An 18442-nucleotide genomic window follows, 5' to 3' on the forward strand; every position below is an offset into this window, starting at 1 on the left:
TAAAAGGCAATAGATAGCCAACGCTTTGTTATGCCGGAGCACATGCTCCGGCGTCGGTGTTATGAATGTGCCAGTTGTTTTTGAGTCATGGCCAGCAGGGTTTTCACATCCTCGGGGCGAGTCTGTCCGGTTTTCTCATCGATGATTGAGCTATAAATGTGTGGAATGACTTTTTCGACACCCGCATCGAGAGCGATGCGTAAAATCTCTTCAAAGTTGTCCAAATCAATACCACCAGTAGGCTCTAACCAAAAGTGGTGACGAGCACAGGCGTTGGCAACTTCTTGGTACTCAGCTTTGCATTTTAGCCCCTGCATTGGGAAGAATTTGACCGAGCTGCAGCCCATATCTTGCAACATGGCAATCGCCGTATCAACGGGAACAACCGCTTCTTCCATGCCGGAACTTTTCGGGCCAGTTGAGATTTTAACCAAGCCAACAGTGCCTGATGGTGAAATCAAACCATTCACGATAGTGTGATGTTGACCTAGCGCTTGACGCGTAGCCCCGACACCAGTAAAGACTTGATTGACATGCTGAGGCTGCAGTATTCCGGCTAAAGCCGTCACCATATCCGATTGTTTCGGATCCCCTGCGCCAAGGCCAATCGATAAAGCATTCTCGATTTTTTCAGCGCACGCCTTCATATCAGCTGCAGCGCTTGCGGTATCTGGGTAATCTTTCGAGAGCATACCAACCAACACATGGCCTTGTGCGGCTTGGTAGACTTCAATCGCATTATGATGAGAGCCCGCCAGCACATTGAGACATACGCGGTCAGCGTAAAAATTAGGGCTTAAAGACATTCTAATGACTCCTGATTAAGTTGGTTCATGGCGCTAAGAATAAGTTTAAGTTGATGAGATGAAACACTGCGGACATCAAATTCCACCGAACCCTCATTGGATTTGTAAGCGCGGCAGTAAATCGCTGGGTTACCATTTTGGAGGCGTGTAACGGCTTCATTAGCGCTGATACCAAATTGTTTGGCATCAAAACTCACTTCTGCACGTGCGATATCTCGGCCTGCACTGTCCCAAACCACGCGTGCGCTTATCCCTTCAATACGGTTTAACGCCTCGATAAATGGCGTCATTTTATCCACCATTTGTTGGCCGGTTTCTTGTTGGCGGCTTAAGTACAACTCAATGGCATGCGTTAGGCCTAAAATGCCTTCTTTACCGACTTTCATAGCACGGCCAATCCCTGCAGATTGCTGCTTAACCCATTCCACATATTGATGTTTCCCAATCACTAAACCGCTGGTTGGGCCTTCAATCGCTTTCGCACCACTGTAGATCACCAGATCAGCCCCTTGCTGATAATAGAGTTGTAGATCCTCTTCTGCTGCTGCATCAACAATCAGCGGAAGCTGGTGGTCTTGAGCCACTTTGGCCGCTTGTGGCACGGTTAACATGCTTTTTTGCACACAATGGTGCGATTTAATGTAGAGAATGGCGGCGGTATTGGGGGTGATTGCCGCGGCTAATTGTTCTGCGCTGCATTCATTAGCCCAACCGGCCTCAATCAGGTTACCGCCGCCAAGATTTACCATGCTGCCAACCGGGGCACCATAATTGACGTTATGCCCTTTGGGGATCACAATATCCGTTGCGATCGAGTGCGTTTTTGCATGCAGATGCTCAAGCAGATAAGGGTTACCACGCACAATGACTGCCGCGACACTCTGTGCAATTCCCGCTGAAGCGCATGAGACCACGACTGCATTTTCAACTTGCAGCAAACGAGCAATATATTGGCCAGTTTTGTTCACCAAATCGCTCATTTCAAAGTAGTTGTTCATCCCAAAACAGACAGTCTGTTCCACTTCGGGTTGCGGAGTAGAAACACCAAGAGCTGTCATACGGCCAGATGCGTTGATCACTTGTTTCAAGTGATATTTTTCAAGAATGGAAGACATAATGCTGTTGTCCTTGTTCAGTCAATACAAGCTTGCCGTCAATAATGGCAGCAAGAGGCGTAAATCTCTGTTGTCCAGTTCGATGTTGGTGATGAGTATCGGTGTAGTTAACCGATGCTTTATTGATGGTGTAGAGCGTTAAATCGGCATCATAGCCTGCAATTAAGTGCCCCTTTTTCGCTAGGCGAAGTGCTTGCGCTGCTTGACTCGTCACGCGCTCAATGATCTGCTCATGGGATAATCCGAGCGTAAAAAACATCGACATCAGGTGGGCAAGACCGTAAACCGGGCCATTGAGCCGGTTCTTACAGTAAATGTCAGAACTGATCGTATCGGGCAAAATCCCTTGTGCGATGGCCTGCTCAGCCACCTCAAAACTGAAACTGGCACTGCCGTGGCCGATATCAAGTTTCATGCCTCGAGCTCTGGCCTGCTGAACGCTGCTTTTTATTTCCCCATGACAATCAAGAATGCGGTTAGGCTTGCCATTAAAGCAGTGAGTGAGAATATCGCCTTTGCCCAGCAGAGCGACAATCTCATCCAAATCTGGCGGCGCATTACCGACGTGCACCATCAATGGAACGCAGCCGCATTGCTGTTGTAATGCTTTGGCTGCATGAAGTGGCATTAAGCCATTGTGGCCGACAACAGTACCGCTCATGCGTGCTTTTAAGCCGACAATAAATTCGGGATGACGAAGCAGTGCTTGCTTTGCGCTATCCAGATCAATGTCATTAGCATCGGCCAGTTCATTTTGGCGCAACAAGCCAATTTTCGAGATGTTAAGTAGTGCGCGCACATGGGTTGTGCATTGCGCTGCAAGCTGCGCAAAATCATCCACATCGTTTGTGCCTGTGCTGCCCGCATCAATGACAGTCGTCACGCCACCGGACACCCCAACGTTATCGGGGTGGTCGTTATAAATAGGCGAGTTCGGATAGCAGTGAGTGTGGCCGTCAATCCAACCAGCACTCACAAAAACGTCATGATCTAAATCGACGGTCTGTTTTGCCAATGAACCAGTAAGATCGCCCACCGCCGCTATTTTGTTGCCCTGAAGGGCGATATCGATACTACACCCACCCGCTTGTTGGGCATTTTTGATCAGGATGTCATACATAATTTGCATCTCACGCTCTTCGCTCATCGGCGCGAAGAGCGATTCTCAGTAGAATTTAAACCCCAGCTTGTTTTACAGTGCGATAGGAAAAAGAGCTCCTAACGCCATCGCTCCGAGAATGGCACCACCCGTAATCGGTTTACCCCACACATAGAAAATCAATGCGCCACCTAGAGAGCCGATTCCAATTGGAATAGAAGCGGCCATCGCAGATAAAATGATCAATGGTCCAAGAAAACGGCCGGAGCTATTGCCTGCTCCCATCATCACATCAGCCCCGTAGGTTGAATCGCTTTGGTTAATGGTGAATTTACGTGCCAGCACAATTAAGCCACCAATCGCCAAGCCAGCGAGCATGCCTGTGATTAACGAAGCGGTAAAATTTTCAAGAGGATAAACAATGCCAGCACCCAGTAATAAAGCTGGAATCCCTAAACCCACACCGGTTTGCACTGCGCCACCGATATCCAAAATGCCCACGAGCGAACCTTCAATGATGCGTGCAAACAGAAAGCTTGCACCAAAAGCGGCCACCGCACCGTACGCGCCTGTATCCATCCCTGCTCGCAGCATGGAAACAAACGCCACTTCGTTAAAAGCACCGACACCGTATAAGTAGTACATGTGCGTTCCGGCAAAAACCCCGGCTGAAAGCAAGCCCACGAAAATCGGGAAAGACCAGTCGGCATACCAAAAGTTGTGTTTCATTTTTTCGTCCATGGTCAACTCCTTATTTGCCACTGATCATGAGATGGATGTTTTCAAGCCACAAAGGAACTTGCATATGGAAAGCTTCGATAAATTTCATGTCGAACCCGCGGAAGAAAGCACTTAACGCAAACAGTGCAATAATTGCCGCCATCATGATCTGGGTTACTTTGTTCCAACCACTCTCTTCAACACCTTTACCAATCAAAATACCCAGCACCAAACCAGGAACGGCGTTGCCCATGATCATTTGCGCTAAACCACCAAAGATAGTGGCCCAAAAGCCCGATTTCTTACCCGCTTCAATTGCCGCTAGCCAGAAAATAACCGGCATGACGGTATTCACCAGTAAGTTTGCCGCTGGTACTAATACCTTTACCGCCGTGACTTGCAGCGCCGCAGGAACGGCCGCCGCCGTTGAGTTAAGAAACGCAACCACAATCGCACCGATAATGGCGCAAGCAATGCCCATTCGTTTTGGATCATGCAAGGTAGTGGCAAGGTCGCGGTTTTTTATCATCAGCGCCGCCGCGCCCCAGTTCGGGATGATGCGGTGGTCAACATCTTGAGTGAATGCCCCTGCCGCAACCGTTGAGGCCCAAGCATTAAAGAAGAATCCAAGCCCAAAAGAGAAGTGAGAGGCAGGGTCGCCTTCACATGAGTTCAACTCTCCCAGAGTACGAAATGCACCCATACCTTGGATAGTTGGAGCATGGAACATCCTTGCCGCGCCTACTCCAACGCCGATACCGACTAAGCCACCAATGATGATGGACTTAAAGAGAATGATAAGAAACATGTCAGGGATCCTTATAGTGACCTGTTAACGTTTGAAATCGACCTGTTCCACATCGATGTGGGTCAGGCTGACCGTAACCTCTAGCTTGACGCTGTATTGGCGTCGATCTCTTGCAAGAAAGAAGAAAAGGAATTTCTCTCGCGTTACTTTCTCTTCTGCTTGCAAAACGTTGACGTCTAACGGCTCAATCCGGAGGAGCACTTTTGCGTTATTCTTAAGTAACGTGGGTTGTACTTGGCTTAAAGCCGCGGCAAAAGCCTGCTGCTTTGTTTCGCCCTTGCCACTCACGGTTACCTTAGTGGTTAACTGCTCTTTCATGCTTTGACGCCATGCTTAGCCACAAACGCCTTCACCAGTTTTTCGCCCAGCTCTTCTTTATCCATAAAGCCGAAACCCAAAACCACACAGCCTTCATTGATCGCGGTTATCCCTTCCTCAACAGAGCGCATTCCATAACGGCATTGATAGCCATATTTTGTTTGCGCTGTGATAGCACCTGCGCCGCCGCTGCCGCAAAAAGAGATCCCTAAATCGGCTTGCTGCTGATGCATGACATCACCTAACTTCATGTCTGCGGCCATGCCGGGAATAACGGTCACTTCAGCGCCTGCCGCTTGAGCACCAGCTCCTACTTTTTGACCTTTGCCCATGCGATCACCAATAACGACTTTGATTACTGACATGTTGTTTCTCCTGCTGTTGGGTTTAATTCGTTTTCTTTAGCTACTTCAAAATGGACCGAAAGCAGATGCGCTTCTTCATAAGCGAGGTTCTCCATCCAACGACACACTTGCTCGGCCAAGGTGAAACAAATGGGAGAGATTTCATCAAACATCTCCATATCGAGCTCAGGCAACGATTCGCCACTAAACGAGCGCCAAACCATCGCTTTGATGTGTGTTTCGAGCATTTTTTTCTGTAGCGAATCGGGGTAGATAGCGTGTGAATTAAGCAAGGCAATGGCTCGTTCGGTGAGCGACAAACCAAGCTCTATAATCTGTGCATCATCCATGCTAATGGGTTGAGAGTTTTGCACCGTGGGATTCTCCAAATGTTTAGCTTGGAGAAGAAAATAGCGTAAAAGGGATCAAGGGTGGATAAGCCCTATTTCCACTTCCAAATGGAAATAAACCGTGGCTAGTAACATTCGCGCGGTTTTATGTGATGTGTGAAGAAGATTTATGGGAGTAAATGCGCTGAAAAGGTGATTTGAATCGCTATTTTAAGCGCAAATTTATCGTCTCTTTATTTGCTGCCTGTCACAAAATAACTGGTGGTTATTTTGGTTTTATGTTTATTTTCCCAATCGAGCGTCAGGAAGCACGCAATATTAACGGAGGATAGCTTTGAGCCGAGCAAAAGTACGCATGCTGTCGGTTGCGAGCATGGGAGCGTAGTCAGCGTTTTGTGCCTCAAGCTGATAATGGTTTGGTCCTATTTTGCGTACTACGCGTAGCAAGTAGTGGTTATCACCCGTTTCATCTTGAGTTTCAATCGCCATGACCAGATTAGAAATTGAACCTGCGCTCTTTGGTGTGACCCATTCAAGTAGTAGTAAATCACCATCTTGAATCGGGTTTTTACCTCCATTCATTGAGTTACCTGAAGCGGGGGCAATGAAATGTCTTGTTGGATCAAGCTTACCGTAACCAGCGGCGACTAAATATTGCTCTTGCGTATCATGAGTACCTTGCTTGAAATGACCGCAAGCAATTTTTAGATCGGGGTAGAGGGGCAAATAGGTACCTTTTTCGCTTGCTTGGTTTGGCAACGGAAGGATCTTGGCCGAAGTTTGGATTGGCTTCGAGTTTGAGTGTACTTCTTGCTTACTGACTCGCTGTATGTATTCGGCAAAGCGCAAATCGACAAGTTCTTGAATAAAATCATGAAGCTGTGGCAAATCGGCATTGTCTACAGCAAAAGTGGGTACAAAGCGATGATTATCCACCTTAAACCATGCATGGCCAGAAGAGTCTGGGCTTGTAAACGCTTTGACTGGGTTTCGATTCCAGTAATTTAGCCATTCGGATCCTGTTGCGCTAAATTGCTTGGCTTGTTCGGTGAGATCTCGTCGCATTAAATCAGGTCTACGTGATAGCACTTTATGACTTTGAATCGCTAGCTCATTCAATGTTGGGGGCTTTCTCAAACCATCAAGCTCTAATAGTGCTTCAAGTAAAACGGCTTTAAAGCATTTGCTCATCGCTGTGATTTCGACTGCTTTGAGCAAAAAATCGTCATATTTCGTCAGTCGTTGAGTCAGTGCTAAGTCACTTTCTTGGTCTGCCACGAACCTAAACCAACTTTTCACCGAGCGGCGTACTTTACTGAGATCATAGCCATGGTGGAAAAATTCGACGGCACTTGGTCGGTGTGCGAGTTGATGCTTGAGATCTTGGTAATCTTCAGCCGCCGTTGAACGTATCTGTTTTGCTAAGGTTTGCCAAAATTGCAGCAGTTGTGGATCAAAGTTGACATAGCAACCGGCCGCTAACGAAGTGGTTTGGTTGGTCGTTTTTACTATTTCTTTCAGTGAACCCACATTGAGTAGGGTTGCGGGCCGATTTAAAAATGAAGAGTGATTACCGATAAAATCTAACACCATTAATTGCTGTTTACCTGTACTCGGAGATTGGCGCAAACCGCGGCCTAATTGCTGTAAAAAGAGTATTTTTGATTCGGTGGGACGAATCATCAAAATGGTATCAATCGCTGGTAGATCGGTTCCTTCATTGAACAGGTCGACAGAAAAAAGAATGTCGATACTTCCTTCATTCAACTGTTTTAGGGCGTCGTTTCGACGTATTCGAGAGTCACTATAGACGGCGATAGCGCGAATGCCTTGTTTGGAAAAGTATTTCGCCATGTAATCGGCATGACGTTTAGAAATACAGAAAGCTAATGTGCGCTGTTGTTTTCTGCCAAACCAATGTTGATAAATATGTTCGGCACGCTGCTTGGTTGCAAATGCACTGTCCAAAGCTGTGGGGTCAAATTTACCATTGCGCCAAGGGATTTCTTGATAATCGACGAATTGATCGTAAATACCGTAGTAATGAAATGGCACTAAAATTTTCTCATCAATGCCATGCACCAAGTTACGCTCAAACACTAAATTGTTGTCGCAAAGCGATAATATATCGGCTTGATCAGAGCGCTCGGGTGTTGCGGTTAAGCCTAAAAGAAACGCTGGTTGGAAATAAGCGAGTAAATCTCGGTAACTACGTGCACTCGCGTGATGAAATTCATCGACAACAATATAGTCAAAATCATCGGCTTTGAAGCGCGCTAACTGCGCTTTTTTACCTAAGGTGGCGACTGAAGCAAAAAGATAATCAGCTTTCTCTGTTTTTTCAGCTCCGTTGTATAAGCCAGTTTTAGCGTTAGGTATTAATTTACTAAATGTGCTTTCAGCTTGAGTCAGAATCTCTTCTCGATGGGCAACAAACAAGACGCGTTTTGCTTGCATCTGTTGAGCATCAAAAGCGGCTAACCATGTTTTTCCCATTCCAGTCGCTAAGACAACCAAGCCACGTACATAGCCTTGCTCACGGCTCTGGTCTAGCGCTGATAAAGCCAACACTTGCATTGAGTTTGGGGTAGGTATCTCCGGTGCTTCATCGGCTCCATCCAACAGTGTTAATGAACGTTGCGTTGACAGTTTTTTGTAGCGCAGTAAGTAGTCGTCTATCCAGTGATGGGAGAGATTCATACTCTGTTCATGAGAAAAAATAGCTGAAAACTGCTCACGAATATATTCAAATTCTTGCGCTGCGGGTGAAGTGGCTGGTTGCTCAAAATCGTGGCGTAAAGCCCACTCATAGCTCTGTAGTAATGCTGTTTTACTGATGTTATTTGAACCGACCCAAGCACACCCTTCACTGATGGCCCCTTGTTCTGTTTTAACAAAAATGTAGGATTTCATATGAAAGCTATGTTGACTTTCACAAGTAAAAATACGGCATTGCGCTCCACGCTCCGCCAATATCATAAGGCGTCGTAATGCGACTGGGTGGGTTATTGCTAGATAGTCCGAAGTCAGTAATTTGAGTGAGGCTCCACTTTTTAGAGCGTCAAGAATAGGGTCAAATAGTAAATCTAATCCGGAAGGTTGAACGAAAGAAACCGAGATCTCTATTTCACTAGCGTGGTTAATGGCTTGGATTAACTTAGGAAGTAGCGGGTCTTGTTTCCCTCCCGCACTCAGTTTTGGGCCGCTATATAAAGTGGTCAGACCCTTGTTTCTATGAGCGCTCATCGCTCTTCACTTTTTATTAAAATAGCATTCAACCACTGTTCGTTTTGGCGATCCGTTCTTAAATCATTGGTTATCCAGATTTTTGCCACATTCAATGGGGCATGAGCGATCCACTGTGCTAAACGTTGTTCATCACCGTTGGTAAATCGACGGCCATCACGTTCCACTTCCCCTGTTCCATATTTAAAAGAACAATATAAAGGGGCTAATGGTTTTAGCTGAGAAGCTAAATGAGTAAAGGTATCTGGAAGATCCAATTCACCAACATGCAGTAACGATGCGCAAGCCCAAATACCATCAAAAGATTGATCACTTTGAAAATCAGCAAAGGTTGAAACGGTGACCGGAATTTGAAGCAGTTGAGATGCTAAGCTTGCTAATTCTTCACTGGCGTCAAATGCCACCACTTTATAACCCTGCTCAATGAAACTTTTTGCATCTCTGCCAGAACCACAACCAGCATCAAGGATGATGCCCCCTTTTGGAATATGGGGCGTAAAGTGTTCCATCAGCGAATGGGTATCTACTTCTTTGGTTGATGCAAAAAACAGTTGGGCATTTTGGTTGTAGAACTCGATAGACATAATCGCTCCTCAAAGTGAACGCTATTCTAACTATCTAATACCAAAGGCTCAATTGATTGCAGTACAAGTGTGATCAACTGAGTTGTTTTAAGTTTTCCGTGCGCAGACAGTTAGCCTAAAGTCGCCATAGAACTCAAGTGATGTTCTATTCAATAAGAATGACTAATTAACCATTAATATTATTAATTTCACTTATTCCACAGAGGGCTTTACTCTGCACTTCGGCTTCAATTTGAATGAGAAAGAAAAATATGACAGCGATTACTGATTTAGAGGTTTTACTGCAATCCATGTCACCCGAGTTGGTGGGCGGAAGTTATGTGTTTTGTACTGTGCAAGGGGCATTAGCCGATTATTTGCATTTAGAACCCGTGGCGACATTTCAAGAGCGTGAAGGGCTGACCTTGGTCGTTGAGCAGCAAAAAGCCGTTGCGGCGCAGCTCGATTTTGAATCGGTATTCAGCTTAATTACGCTGACGGTTCATTCAAGTTTAGAGGCGGTGGGTTTAACGGCCGCTTTTGCAACTAAGCTAGCTTCGTATGGCATCAGCGCTAATGTGATTGCGGGCTATTATCATGACCATATTTTTGTGCAAAAAGAGAAGGCAGAAAAGGCGATGGCAGCACTCAAAGAGTTCGCACAATAACGATTTCCTTGCTACCTGCAACTCCAAGTTGTTTGGTTATAAATATTCAAAATAGCATAGTTTGATGCAACCAATCGGTTAAGTGTAGAGGATAAGTGTATGAGTAATATGGTAATGAAAGTGAAGACGGCATCTGGTCGGCAAGTGACCTATCACCGGAATTTAACGGCGCTGCGCCAGTCGTTTGACCAAGCAGGGATTCGCTACCAGTTGATTGAGACGAAAGTGGTTGCGGTTCGTTCTCCTCGCTGAATGAGTTAGCGTACGTCAGTTAATTTTCATTCAGGGATGATTGAATGTGTCAAAAGGGGAGTGGTGATGCGTTTGTTGAGTTTGCATTTTTGTTTCCAAAATTGAGAAACATATTTTCGAGAATAAGCGTGTATTGATAAGAGTCTTTTCTAGGATTTATACCGAATGCCGTGATATTATCCTGCGCCCAACGGCTAGGTGGTGGGTTTATAAACCACTACTGGCCTTATTAGTAGCAGATAGTTTCATTGTTGTGGATGATGATTCTATGTAAAAAGAGACCGTATTTTGCTTGATATATTACGCGAAGTATTAGGATGGACATCTGTCGCATTCTATATATCACTTACCGTTTTTAATTCGATGAAGTTTACACGCTATGCTGCTTTTGCTTCGGCTGCGAATGACATTGCTTGGGCAATTTTGATGGGTTGGTGGCCTAAAGTGATCCTTAACCTGTCGGTTGGTGCCATTAACGCCTATCGATATGTGAAAGATTTTACTAACACCAGCAAAATGGTGATCAATTCTGCTGCGGCTTTGATGGCGAGCGGCATTCTTTATATTGCTTATGTGGCCGTAAGCAGCTTTATCAATAACCCCACACTTGCCGAAGCCTTGCAGTTTGGCGATCTCGCGTTAATTTTGTTGGCGCTGTATATGACTGACCTGAAAAGGTTCCGTTTGCTCATGTTCTTATCGGGGTTTGTTGGTATGGCCGCCTATTTCGGTAACCCACAAATGATGATCATCAAAGCGTTGGTTATTGGCATTATGGCTTACAAGCTTTTCCGCGCCGATAAACTCACGGCAGTCGCTGCCCATCAGCAACAAACGAATGCATAACTGCGGGTGTGTAAACTGACCTCCGCATTTGTACAAGAGAAACATCAGGGTGGCGTCCTAAGTTGAGATTGGCGCGCTTTCTATTTATTGAGCGATAGTCATTGAGTTGCGATTGTTTAGAGCCACCTGGCAAAATCATCAATTTCCTACTTCAAAAGGAACTGAACCCGCGTCCATGTATTCCTAAATCATTAAAAAATACTAGCTTGTTATAGCAATTCAATCTAAAGGAATAGCGCTGATACTGAGAATTTTACCCATCCTCACCATCTATCAATAGCGATTTTAACGCATCGGGAGAAGAGGGGAGCAGTCCGACTTTTAAGCCAAATGGTTTGAATACCTTGTTGAGAATCTCTGTATTGTAGCTGCCCCGATCATTATCTATATCTGAGAGTGTTTTTCTTGAAACATCGACAAGTCTTGCGAACACATCCTGTTTGAGTCCCAGTATATTAATGCGTAAATTTTTCAACGCTTGACCTTGTGTAAGCTCACCAAGTAATAGTTGCTTGATGATTTTGTTCGCTTCGGTTTTGCGTTCCGCTGCACTGACTGCTTTGGCGTTTTTTGAGGCTTTCGATCTCGTTGGCGTATCGAGTTGTGTTCGCTCTTTGATCGAATGAGTGGCATTCTTCCCAGTCTTGGTCTGCTGTTGATTTCGGCTTGCTCTTAGGCGAGCCACCGTATCTTGTACTGACTCCTTATTGCTTGGCTTATTCATAGCAGCCCCCATTTAGTGAGCTTTTCTGATATATGATTAAAGCCAACGGCTGGCATCTCCAAGATTTGTTCTGGTACTCCTCGTAAAGCGATTCTCTGCTTTAGGCTTACGCATTTACTTGCAGTTACCTTTAGCTCTTGTAATAACACTTCCTTTGGCACGAGATCAGATAAGGTGTCCGCTATTCCGACGAAGTCGTAAGTTCCTCCAACCTCTAGTGGGGCTTTCTGTAGTGGTTGCCCCTCTTTGCTGTGCATAGTCGAGGAAATCACCTGCTCTATTTTTAACATCATCAACAGAGAAGTAGAGGTTGTCTGCGACTTCGTAGCGTTCTGGAAGAGAGTCTTTTATTCTTAAGTTGCCAATAGGCGACATCGTGCCAAACTTGAGCAAAACATAGTCTTGTTCATCTGAACTAAGGTCTTCAATATCTAGGTATTTAACCCAGTACCGTCTACTGCTTGCACCAAAGGACGTAATACTTGTGACGAAATGTTGCGTGTTACTGGGCGAACCATAGTGGAATGTTCAAAGCCCATATCGAGCTCATTAAAAGTGACCGTCATATCCTCACTACGCGAAAGAATATGCAAGTATTCATCGGCATGGCCGGAGGTGAGTTTAGGGCTAAAGCTATCACTGGGTTTATAGCCTTTGAGGTACTTATCGTAAACTAAGTTGCCAGGTGCAATCTCCGCAAGATAAGTATTGATGTCTTTGGAAGCTTGTTGACGCCCGATACCAAAGCTCTGGATCAGATGATTGGTGGTTAAGCGACCTTCCCATAACGCAATAATCTCAATCATTCGGTATCGAAACAGCAGATCCCATCGAATTGGCCATGCACTCATTGTTAGATTCCTGTCTAGTTATTCGATATGTTTATGTATTCAGTATTTACCTGTCGCCATTAAGTAGACATTATGAGTTTAGTTTCAATCTATGCATAGTCTTGGTGAATCAAAGTCTAGAACTTTGTGGATAAGGTAGAGAGATGGTTTCCCCTAAAAGTCTTGTTTTTCAATTACACCGTCACTGGGAAGTGGTTGAGCAGTTAACCCGGCTTTCACGAGAGTTCCCCGCGTTTGAACTTCGCATCCTCGAACAAGTGATAAACCAGTATAAAAACAAAGATGCAGATACTAACACCGTGCTGACTAGTCTTATCAACGCGGACATCTTGCAGCCTATCAGCAGAAGTAGTGATTATCAGATCAACACGTTGGTGGTGGATTTTGTACGTGGCTTGACCCAGGAGCACGAGCTTGGTTTGTCTGCGGTACTTAAAGCCCGTGTTGAAGCAATCAAAAACGCCACTGGTCAAGTATTAAAGGGACTTGAAGACACCGATAATGATTTACTGCGTTCAGGCGCTAACCAATTGTCAGAGTTGACGAGAAAGATTGCCCAACAATTAACACAAGACAAGCAAGCCATTTTTGACATTGCTGAAGCGGCTAAGTCAGCAGACACCAGTGTGCCAATTGAACGCCGCTATCGTGAAGTATTAGAAGTGTATGACCAATACGTTGAACCCATGAATGAAATGATGGATAGCGGTCTTGGGGGCAGTTTCTATCCATTGTTGGAAAAAGCAGAAGAAGCACTAGACAAAGCCGTTGATACTCTGGCTATTCGTGGTTCTTTGTATCAACAAAGGTTAGCAATGCGTCAGATTGCTTATCAAGTCAAAGATCTTCGATACCAAGGGCGGATCATCGCTCAGCAATGTGCAGATACCTTGTTACCGCTGAGAGAGGAAGCGAGGCTACATAACCAGCTTTCTGCTGTGATTAGCAAGCAAATAAGCCAAGTTCGTAAGAAGGGGCTAGTGCGAGGGCTAAATGCAGTCGGCTTACCATTATGGAAAACCAGTCGTACCAGTAAAATTCAGATTGGGAACGAAGTGCGTGAACTGATGGCTGAATTTTTGAGTTTTGAACCTAATTCTATTCCTTTTCCGGACGAAGAAGAGCTCTCTGATAGCCTCTTAGTGAATTGGATCGATGAACAGCGATTGCGTGAACAACTTGCAGAAGCATTGCCGGTCGAGAATCTCATGACTTGGTTAAGTACACACTATCGCTATTTACCTGATACAGAATTACTCCGTCTCTATCATGAACTGGTGCGAGAACCACAATGGCAAAGCCTTTTGGGTACAAATCCTTGTACTACAGCGCTCAGCACCGTCTCTGTCACTTATCATCCTCATCAACTAACGACCTTGACTCGCTCAACAAGTGCAAAGGATATGGATAATGCAAAATAGTAAACTCGACTTAACCGAGCTGACACATCTCACAGAACTGTTCAACTTATTCAATTCAGGTCGACACCTGAACCGTTCGACAGATGCAGCTCTGTGGTATGAACTCGAACAGCAATCGGAACAGTATCGACATCTATTTTCTAACCTAGGGTTTGAGCTACGTATCGATGGGCGTGGTTTTGCTTGGTTTCATGACGATGAGGGGACTCAAAACATCAATAAGCAATCGCGACAGCTGGCGCTTTTGCTGATGGTGATTTTTGACTACCAAGCGGATACTGGTCGTTCTTTGAGCCAGTTTTACCAGTGGGCCATTGACAATAAAGTGCTAAATGAGGTCTATGAAAAGCATCAAGGATTGTTGGATGCAGAAGAGTTAGATCAAGGTGCATTAGTAAAAATCCTCGAAAATGCGGTGCGAAAAGGCTTTGCGATTCAAGAAAACAACCACTGGCGCTTATTACCTTCGGTATATCGTTACTTAGACCACTTTGAGGCGATTACCGATCAAGCCTCTGTCAGCGATGGAGTCACGAATGAGGAGGGTGAATCATGCTAAATTACGGCTTTCAACGTCTCGCGTTAATTGGCAGTGCTGGATATCAGCGAGCAGAACTCCCACTGGATGATTCTGTGTCGTTAATCGCACCAAATAATCACGGTAAAACCAGTTTAATCAACGCCCTCCAGTTTCTACTGATCATTGACCAAAGAAGAATGGACTTTGGCTCTCATAGCGTCGAAAAAGCACGTCGTTTCTATTTCCCAAACAACAGCGCATATATCTTGCTTGAAGTCATACTTCCTCAAACCGGAACGGTTGTTTTCGGTTGTGTTGGCAAAGGCGTAGGCCACGATTATGAATACTTTGCCTACAAAGGCGAATTAAACCTAGGTGATTACCGTTTGGCGGATGGCCATATTGTTACCCAACCCAAACTGGTCAACCATCTAGCCAGCCACCAGCACAGAGTCTATCAATACAATGAAAGAGATTTTCGTCATTTGATTTACGGTGGTGCAAAGAGTAAGAAGACCGATGACATCGACTTTACGGTATTCAAACTTGAACACGTAAGCGATGCACGTTCTTTCCAGCAAGTGCTCACCAAAACGCTCAGATTGGATAAGCTCAATTCCAGTGATGTAAAAGAGTACCTGCTCAAGATTTTTAGCCGCGAGCTGCCCAACGCGAGTATCGATTTTAAGCAAGAATGGGAGAAGGCATTTCAGGATATCAACTTAGAGCGGGAGCAGTATCTAGCGGCGGTGAATAATCTTGCGACCATCGAAGGGCTGGAGCATAAGTTTCAACGTACATTGTCGTTAAGAGGCAAAATTGCGTCGGCACAACCCAAAGTGAACCAATTATTGCAAGATTGGCACGGACACGTTCAAACAACGAGAGAAAAATTATCAGCACAGAAGCATCAGCTTGAAGAAGAACAAAATGAGTTACATAACCAAGATATTGCTCGTGCTGAAACACGCAGTGGGTTAAACACCAAGCTCACTGATCTAAAACGTACCGAAGAGCAGCACCAAGAGCTTCAAGCTCGCTTTGCGTTGATTCCGAATCAAGCTTACTTAGAGATCCAGCTCAACCGAGCAAAACAAAGTTATGAAGAACAGGCAGCGCTATGTATTCAATCGCAACGCTCTTCTTCATCAGATTTAGCCAAACAGTTAAAAGAACGGACAGAAAAGCGTCAAAGGTTGGAAACTCAACGGCAAACCCTAGACGATAACTTGTATCTTCATCTCTCCAAATTGCTCAAAGCGCATGAGCTAGAAAAACTGAACAAAGTACTGAGTCAGCAAGTGATGCAGCGTTCACCTTTGCATTATTCATTCGATATCAATCAGCTTCGAGAAGTGCTGAGTGGTGAAATGGTCCCGACGCTCACTCTTTCTGGTTTAACCTTATCCCTTGATGAGCTCATTCCTCAACATGTTCAAAAGACCGAACAAGAGCTGGTGGAAGAGCTAGATAGTATCAACCTGCAGATAAATAGCCTCACAGAACTGCTAGAGGCCAGTCAGCAAAGGGATTTGGCGGAAAAGAAAAAGAACGAGTTACACCGAGCCGTGCAAGAGTGTGAAAAGGCGCTCATCGATTATCAGCAACTTGATCAACTCACTGCTAGTCAGTCTCAACGTAGAGAAGAAAAAGCCAAGATCGAGCAAGAGATCACAGCGATTAATAATGCTTTAGCAAGTGCTAAAGACCGCTATCAAGCGCTGACAGAACAAATCAACAAGACTTCGGAAAAGCTCAGTAAGTTAACTTCAGATAATAACCGTGTTGAGGCGCTCAAAGAGCAAAGAATGGATGATCAATCCCTGTTTACGGCGCTATCGGAACAGCCTCATACCCCATGGATAGCAACCGAAGACTGGAGTTTGGAGTATCTCCCCATTCGTCTTGAACAGTTCATCAATGATTGCCGGGAACTGGATAACCTTTCTAAAGAGCTACGCCAAATGAAAAATGAGTTGGCTCAGAAAGGGCTCACAAAGTTTCAAATGGCACCCACTCAAGACGAAGAGTTAAAAGGCATTATTCAGTTTAGCCATTGTTTAGACGACGAAAAGCAAGCGTTAGAGAGAAAAGCGCGTTCTGCGGTGGTTAACGTGACGGCGAGTCTAAGGGAGTTGCGCGGTGGGCTTCTCGCTTTACAAAGTAAAATGAAAGAGTTCAATCGGCTAATCAGTCACAGACAGCTTTCTGATTTGAAAACCTTCAAAATCGAACCCGTCGAGGAAAGCTTGCTTGTGAATGCGATGAATGTGTTGATACAGCAAGCAGAGCAGACAGATTTGGGGCAAAGTTTCGATTTGTTCGATCAAGCGAGCATTTTAGATGATGCAGATCTAGAACGGGCGAAAAATACGTTAATTGAAGAGGGCAATGCTCGCCAAGGACTAAGAGTCGCAGACTTATTTAGGCTTGAGTTTGTCGTGGCAAAGCAGGGCCAGCAGCAAGAGTCTTTTGAAGATATTGATAGCGCAGCGTCTAACGGCACGGTATTGATGGCGAAGTTAGTCACCGGCCTTGCCATGCTGCACCTAATGCAAGACAAACGCCACCAAATGAAAGCGGTCTGTTATTTGGACGAGGCGTTAGCATTGGATACCAAGAACCAAGCCAACTTAATCGAGATAGCCGAGCAATTTGGCTTCGCGTTAATTTTTGCCTCGCCGGCACCGTTAACCACCGCTCGTTACTGTGTGCCGATTCACCAAGTGAATGGTAAAAACGTCATTAGCCGTAATAGCTGGCAGCTATTGTCGCCCATCGAAAGTCGTATTGTGACTCAGCCAATAGCGGAGACATCACAATGAGTCAGCCATTGATTGCCGCCTTAAAACGGCTCATGAACGCACATCCAGACTCGATTGCAGCGAGCACAATGACGACTGCGCAGAAGCGACAACTCGACGAATTTTGCCGAAAGACTCACAGCGTGCGAATGATGCCTAGCGGCAGAGGCGTTGCTTACCGCATTGAAGATCTAGCCGTCGTTACCGTGACTTTACAGCAATTGTCGCCACATCAAGACTTACCAATATCGATTCCGCCAAGAGCCGCGAATATCGCCAGCACTCGAAGCAGTAAACAGGGAAGAATCACCCACGATGTCACTCATGTATTCATTAAGACCCGAGGTCAGCCGAATTGGCATGACAGAGATAGACCAACAGAACAGTTACAACGTGCGAGCGAAGAATTTGGCGTTGCTGCGCTAGAAATCGGCGGCGACAAAAATCATGAACTGTACAGCGAACATACTATCTGGCTCGTGGAGAACCAAGAGCTGTTTGATAGGCTCGACTGGCTGCCCACTTCGGAGCCCACCAGCGTGATTTGGTATCGCGGCCAACTGCACAATAAGTTGATCGATTGGCTGGCAGCTCCGAAGCGGTCTCCATTAATCTATTTATTTGCTGATTATGATGGAGTAGGGTTGAACAATTACCGTCGCTTAAAAGAGCGGCTCGGAGAAAGAGCCACTTTTTGGCTGATGCAAAATTGGCGCACCTTATTAACTCGCTATGGCCAAAATAAACTCTGGATTGATACTGCACGAGAGTTTGAGTCCTTTGAGCGTAATGCTGGCCAATGGCTCGAACAGGAAAATGAGTTAAAAGCACTTATACAAGCAATGAAGAGGCAGGGGTTGGCCTTAGAACAAGAGGCAGTTTGGCTGAATGATGAGCCTTAACTCTGTCAGTAATACCAACAAGTTCAGCACTTTTGACCAGAGATTAAGCGCATAATCTCATAACTCTATCTAGAACATTGCCCGT

18 protein-coding genes and 3 pseudogenes are annotated in these 18442 nt (G+C 45.4%); 7 read left to right on the plus strand and 14 right to left on the minus strand.

Annotation, left to right across the window (positions count from 1 at the left end; translation table 11 throughout):
- Positions 1-59: 59 nt before the first annotated feature.
- The 10 genes from NB504_RS04600 to NB504_RS04645 all read right to left on the minus strand — a co-directional run bounded on the left by NB504_RS04600 (position 60) and on the right by NB504_RS04645 (position 9390).
- On the minus strand, positions 60-806 hold the full coding sequence (locus NB504_RS04600) for a 2-dehydro-3-deoxy-phosphogluconate aldolase (RefSeq protein ID WP_170899422.1): 747 nt from the start codon (positions 804-806) through the stop codon (positions 60-62).
- A complete protein-coding gene (locus NB504_RS04605) occupies positions 797-1921 on the minus strand; it encodes a DgaE family pyridoxal phosphate-dependent ammonia lyase (protein ID WP_258428384.1) in 1125 nt (374 codons plus the stop codon). Before NB504_RS04605 ends, NB504_RS04600 begins: the two co-directional genes overlap by 10 nt.
- The gene (locus NB504_RS04610) at positions 1905-3068 is read right to left on the minus strand and encodes an amidohydrolase/deacetylase family metallohydrolase (RefSeq protein ID WP_309303438.1); all 1164 of its coding nucleotides are present in this window, start codon (positions 3066-3068) and stop codon (positions 1905-1907) included. Before NB504_RS04610 ends, NB504_RS04605 begins: the two co-directional genes overlap by 17 nt.
- Before the next feature lie 45 nt (positions 3069-3113).
- Entirely contained in the window at positions 3114-3761 is a 648-nt protein-coding gene (locus NB504_RS04615; protein ID WP_017045613.1) for a DUF4310 family protein, read from the minus strand.
- A 10-nt stretch (positions 3762-3771) separates the two neighbouring features.
- A complete protein-coding gene (locus tag NB504_RS04620) occupies positions 3772-4548 on the minus strand; it encodes a DUF4311 domain-containing protein (protein WP_017045612.1) in 777 nt (258 codons plus the stop codon).
- A gap of 24 nt (positions 4549-4572) precedes the next feature.
- Positions 4573-4866, minus strand: coding sequence for a DUF4312 family protein (locus NB504_RS04625; RefSeq protein ID WP_017047947.1), 294 nt, complete (start codon positions 4864-4866; stop codon positions 4573-4575).
- Complete coding sequence (locus tag NB504_RS04630) at positions 4863-5231, minus strand: SFCGS family glycine-rich protein (protein ID WP_017042958.1); 369 nt, start codon at positions 5229-5231, stop codon at positions 4863-4865. Before NB504_RS04630 ends, NB504_RS04625 begins: the two co-directional genes overlap by 4 nt.
- Positions 5222-5584, minus strand: a complete 363-nt coding sequence (locus NB504_RS04635; RefSeq protein WP_228209387.1) for a transcriptional regulator — start codon at positions 5582-5584, stop codon at positions 5222-5224. Before NB504_RS04635 ends, NB504_RS04630 begins: the two co-directional genes overlap by 10 nt.
- 294 nt (positions 5585-5878) lie before the next feature.
- On the minus strand, positions 5879-8806 hold the full coding sequence (locus NB504_RS04640) for a DEAD/DEAH box helicase family protein (RefSeq protein ID WP_258428386.1): 2928 nt from the start codon (positions 8804-8806) through the stop codon (positions 5879-5881).
- Entirely contained in the window at positions 8803-9390 is a 588-nt protein-coding gene (locus NB504_RS04645; protein ID WP_088728669.1) for a bifunctional 2-polyprenyl-6-hydroxyphenol methylase/3-demethylubiquinol 3-O-methyltransferase UbiG, read from the minus strand. The genes NB504_RS04640 and NB504_RS04645 overlap by 4 nt, the downstream gene beginning before the upstream one ends.
- A gap of 251 nt (positions 9391-9641) precedes the next feature.
- On the opposite strand from NB504_RS04645, the gene NB504_RS04650 reads away from it, so the two are divergent.
- The 3 genes from NB504_RS04650 (at position 9642) to NB504_RS04660 (ending at position 11135) form a co-directional block, all read left to right on the plus strand.
- Entirely contained in the window at positions 9642-10037 is a 396-nt protein-coding gene (locus NB504_RS04650; RefSeq protein WP_094124952.1) for an ACT domain-containing protein, read from the plus strand.
- A gap of 99 nt (positions 10038-10136) precedes the next feature.
- On the plus strand, positions 10137-10289 hold the full coding sequence (locus NB504_RS04655; RefSeq protein WP_013857464.1) for a hypothetical protein: 153 nt from the start codon (positions 10137-10139) through the stop codon (positions 10287-10289).
- A gap of 288 nt (positions 10290-10577) precedes the next feature.
- Positions 10578-11135, plus strand: coding sequence for a hypothetical protein (locus tag NB504_RS04660; RefSeq protein WP_258428387.1), 558 nt, complete (start codon positions 10578-10580; stop codon positions 11133-11135).
- A 16-nt stretch (positions 11136-11151) separates the two neighbouring features.
- Here NB504_RS04660 and NB504_RS04665 read toward each other — a convergent pair.
- The 4 genes and pseudogenes from NB504_RS04665 to NB504_RS04680 form a co-directional block, all read right to left on the minus strand.
- A pseudogene (locus NB504_RS04665) lies at positions 11152-11274 on the minus strand (integrase); the annotation flags it as partial.
- Between the two features lie 114 nt (positions 11275-11388).
- Complete coding sequence (locus tag NB504_RS04670) at positions 11389-11871, minus strand: helix-turn-helix transcriptional regulator (RefSeq protein ID WP_258428388.1); 483 nt, start codon at positions 11869-11871, stop codon at positions 11389-11391.
- Positions 11856-12351, minus strand: a pseudogene (locus tag NB504_RS04675) (hypothetical protein); the annotation flags it as partial. The pseudogene NB504_RS04675 and the gene NB504_RS04670, both read right to left, overlap by 16 nt.
- Positions 12315-12710: pseudogene (locus NB504_RS04680) on the minus strand (WYL domain-containing protein); the annotation flags it as partial. The pseudogenes NB504_RS04675 and NB504_RS04680, both read right to left, overlap by 37 nt.
- A 143-nt stretch (positions 12711-12853) precedes the next feature.
- Here NB504_RS04680 and NB504_RS04685 point away from each other — a divergent pair.
- Genes NB504_RS04685 through NB504_RS04700 form a run of 4 tightly spaced genes read left to right on the plus strand, consistent with a single transcriptional unit; the run spans position 12854 to position 18357 of the window.
- Complete coding sequence (locus tag NB504_RS04685; RefSeq protein ID WP_208891653.1) at positions 12854-14131, plus strand: hypothetical protein; 1278 nt, start codon at positions 12854-12856, stop codon at positions 14129-14131.
- A complete protein-coding gene (locus NB504_RS04690) occupies positions 14121-14690 on the plus strand; it encodes a DUF4194 domain-containing protein (protein WP_258428389.1) in 570 nt (189 codons plus the stop codon). Before NB504_RS04685 ends, NB504_RS04690 begins: the two co-directional genes overlap by 11 nt.
- Complete coding sequence (locus NB504_RS04695) at positions 14684-17476, plus strand: hypothetical protein (RefSeq protein ID WP_258428390.1); 2793 nt, start codon at positions 14684-14686, stop codon at positions 17474-17476. Before NB504_RS04690 ends, NB504_RS04695 begins: the two co-directional genes overlap by 7 nt.
- Positions 17473-18357 (plus strand): Wadjet anti-phage system protein JetD domain-containing protein, encoded by an 885-nt coding sequence (locus NB504_RS04700; RefSeq protein ID WP_258428391.1) that lies wholly within the window; start codon positions 17473-17475, stop codon positions 18355-18357. Before NB504_RS04695 ends, NB504_RS04700 begins: the two co-directional genes overlap by 4 nt.
- Positions 18358-18442 lie beyond the last annotated feature (85 nt).

Origin of the sequence: Vibrio sp. RM-69-4 (assembly GCF_024743775.1) — a bacterium.
Lineage (GTDB): Bacteria > Pseudomonadota > Gammaproteobacteria > Enterobacterales > Vibrionaceae > Vibrio > Vibrio anguillarum.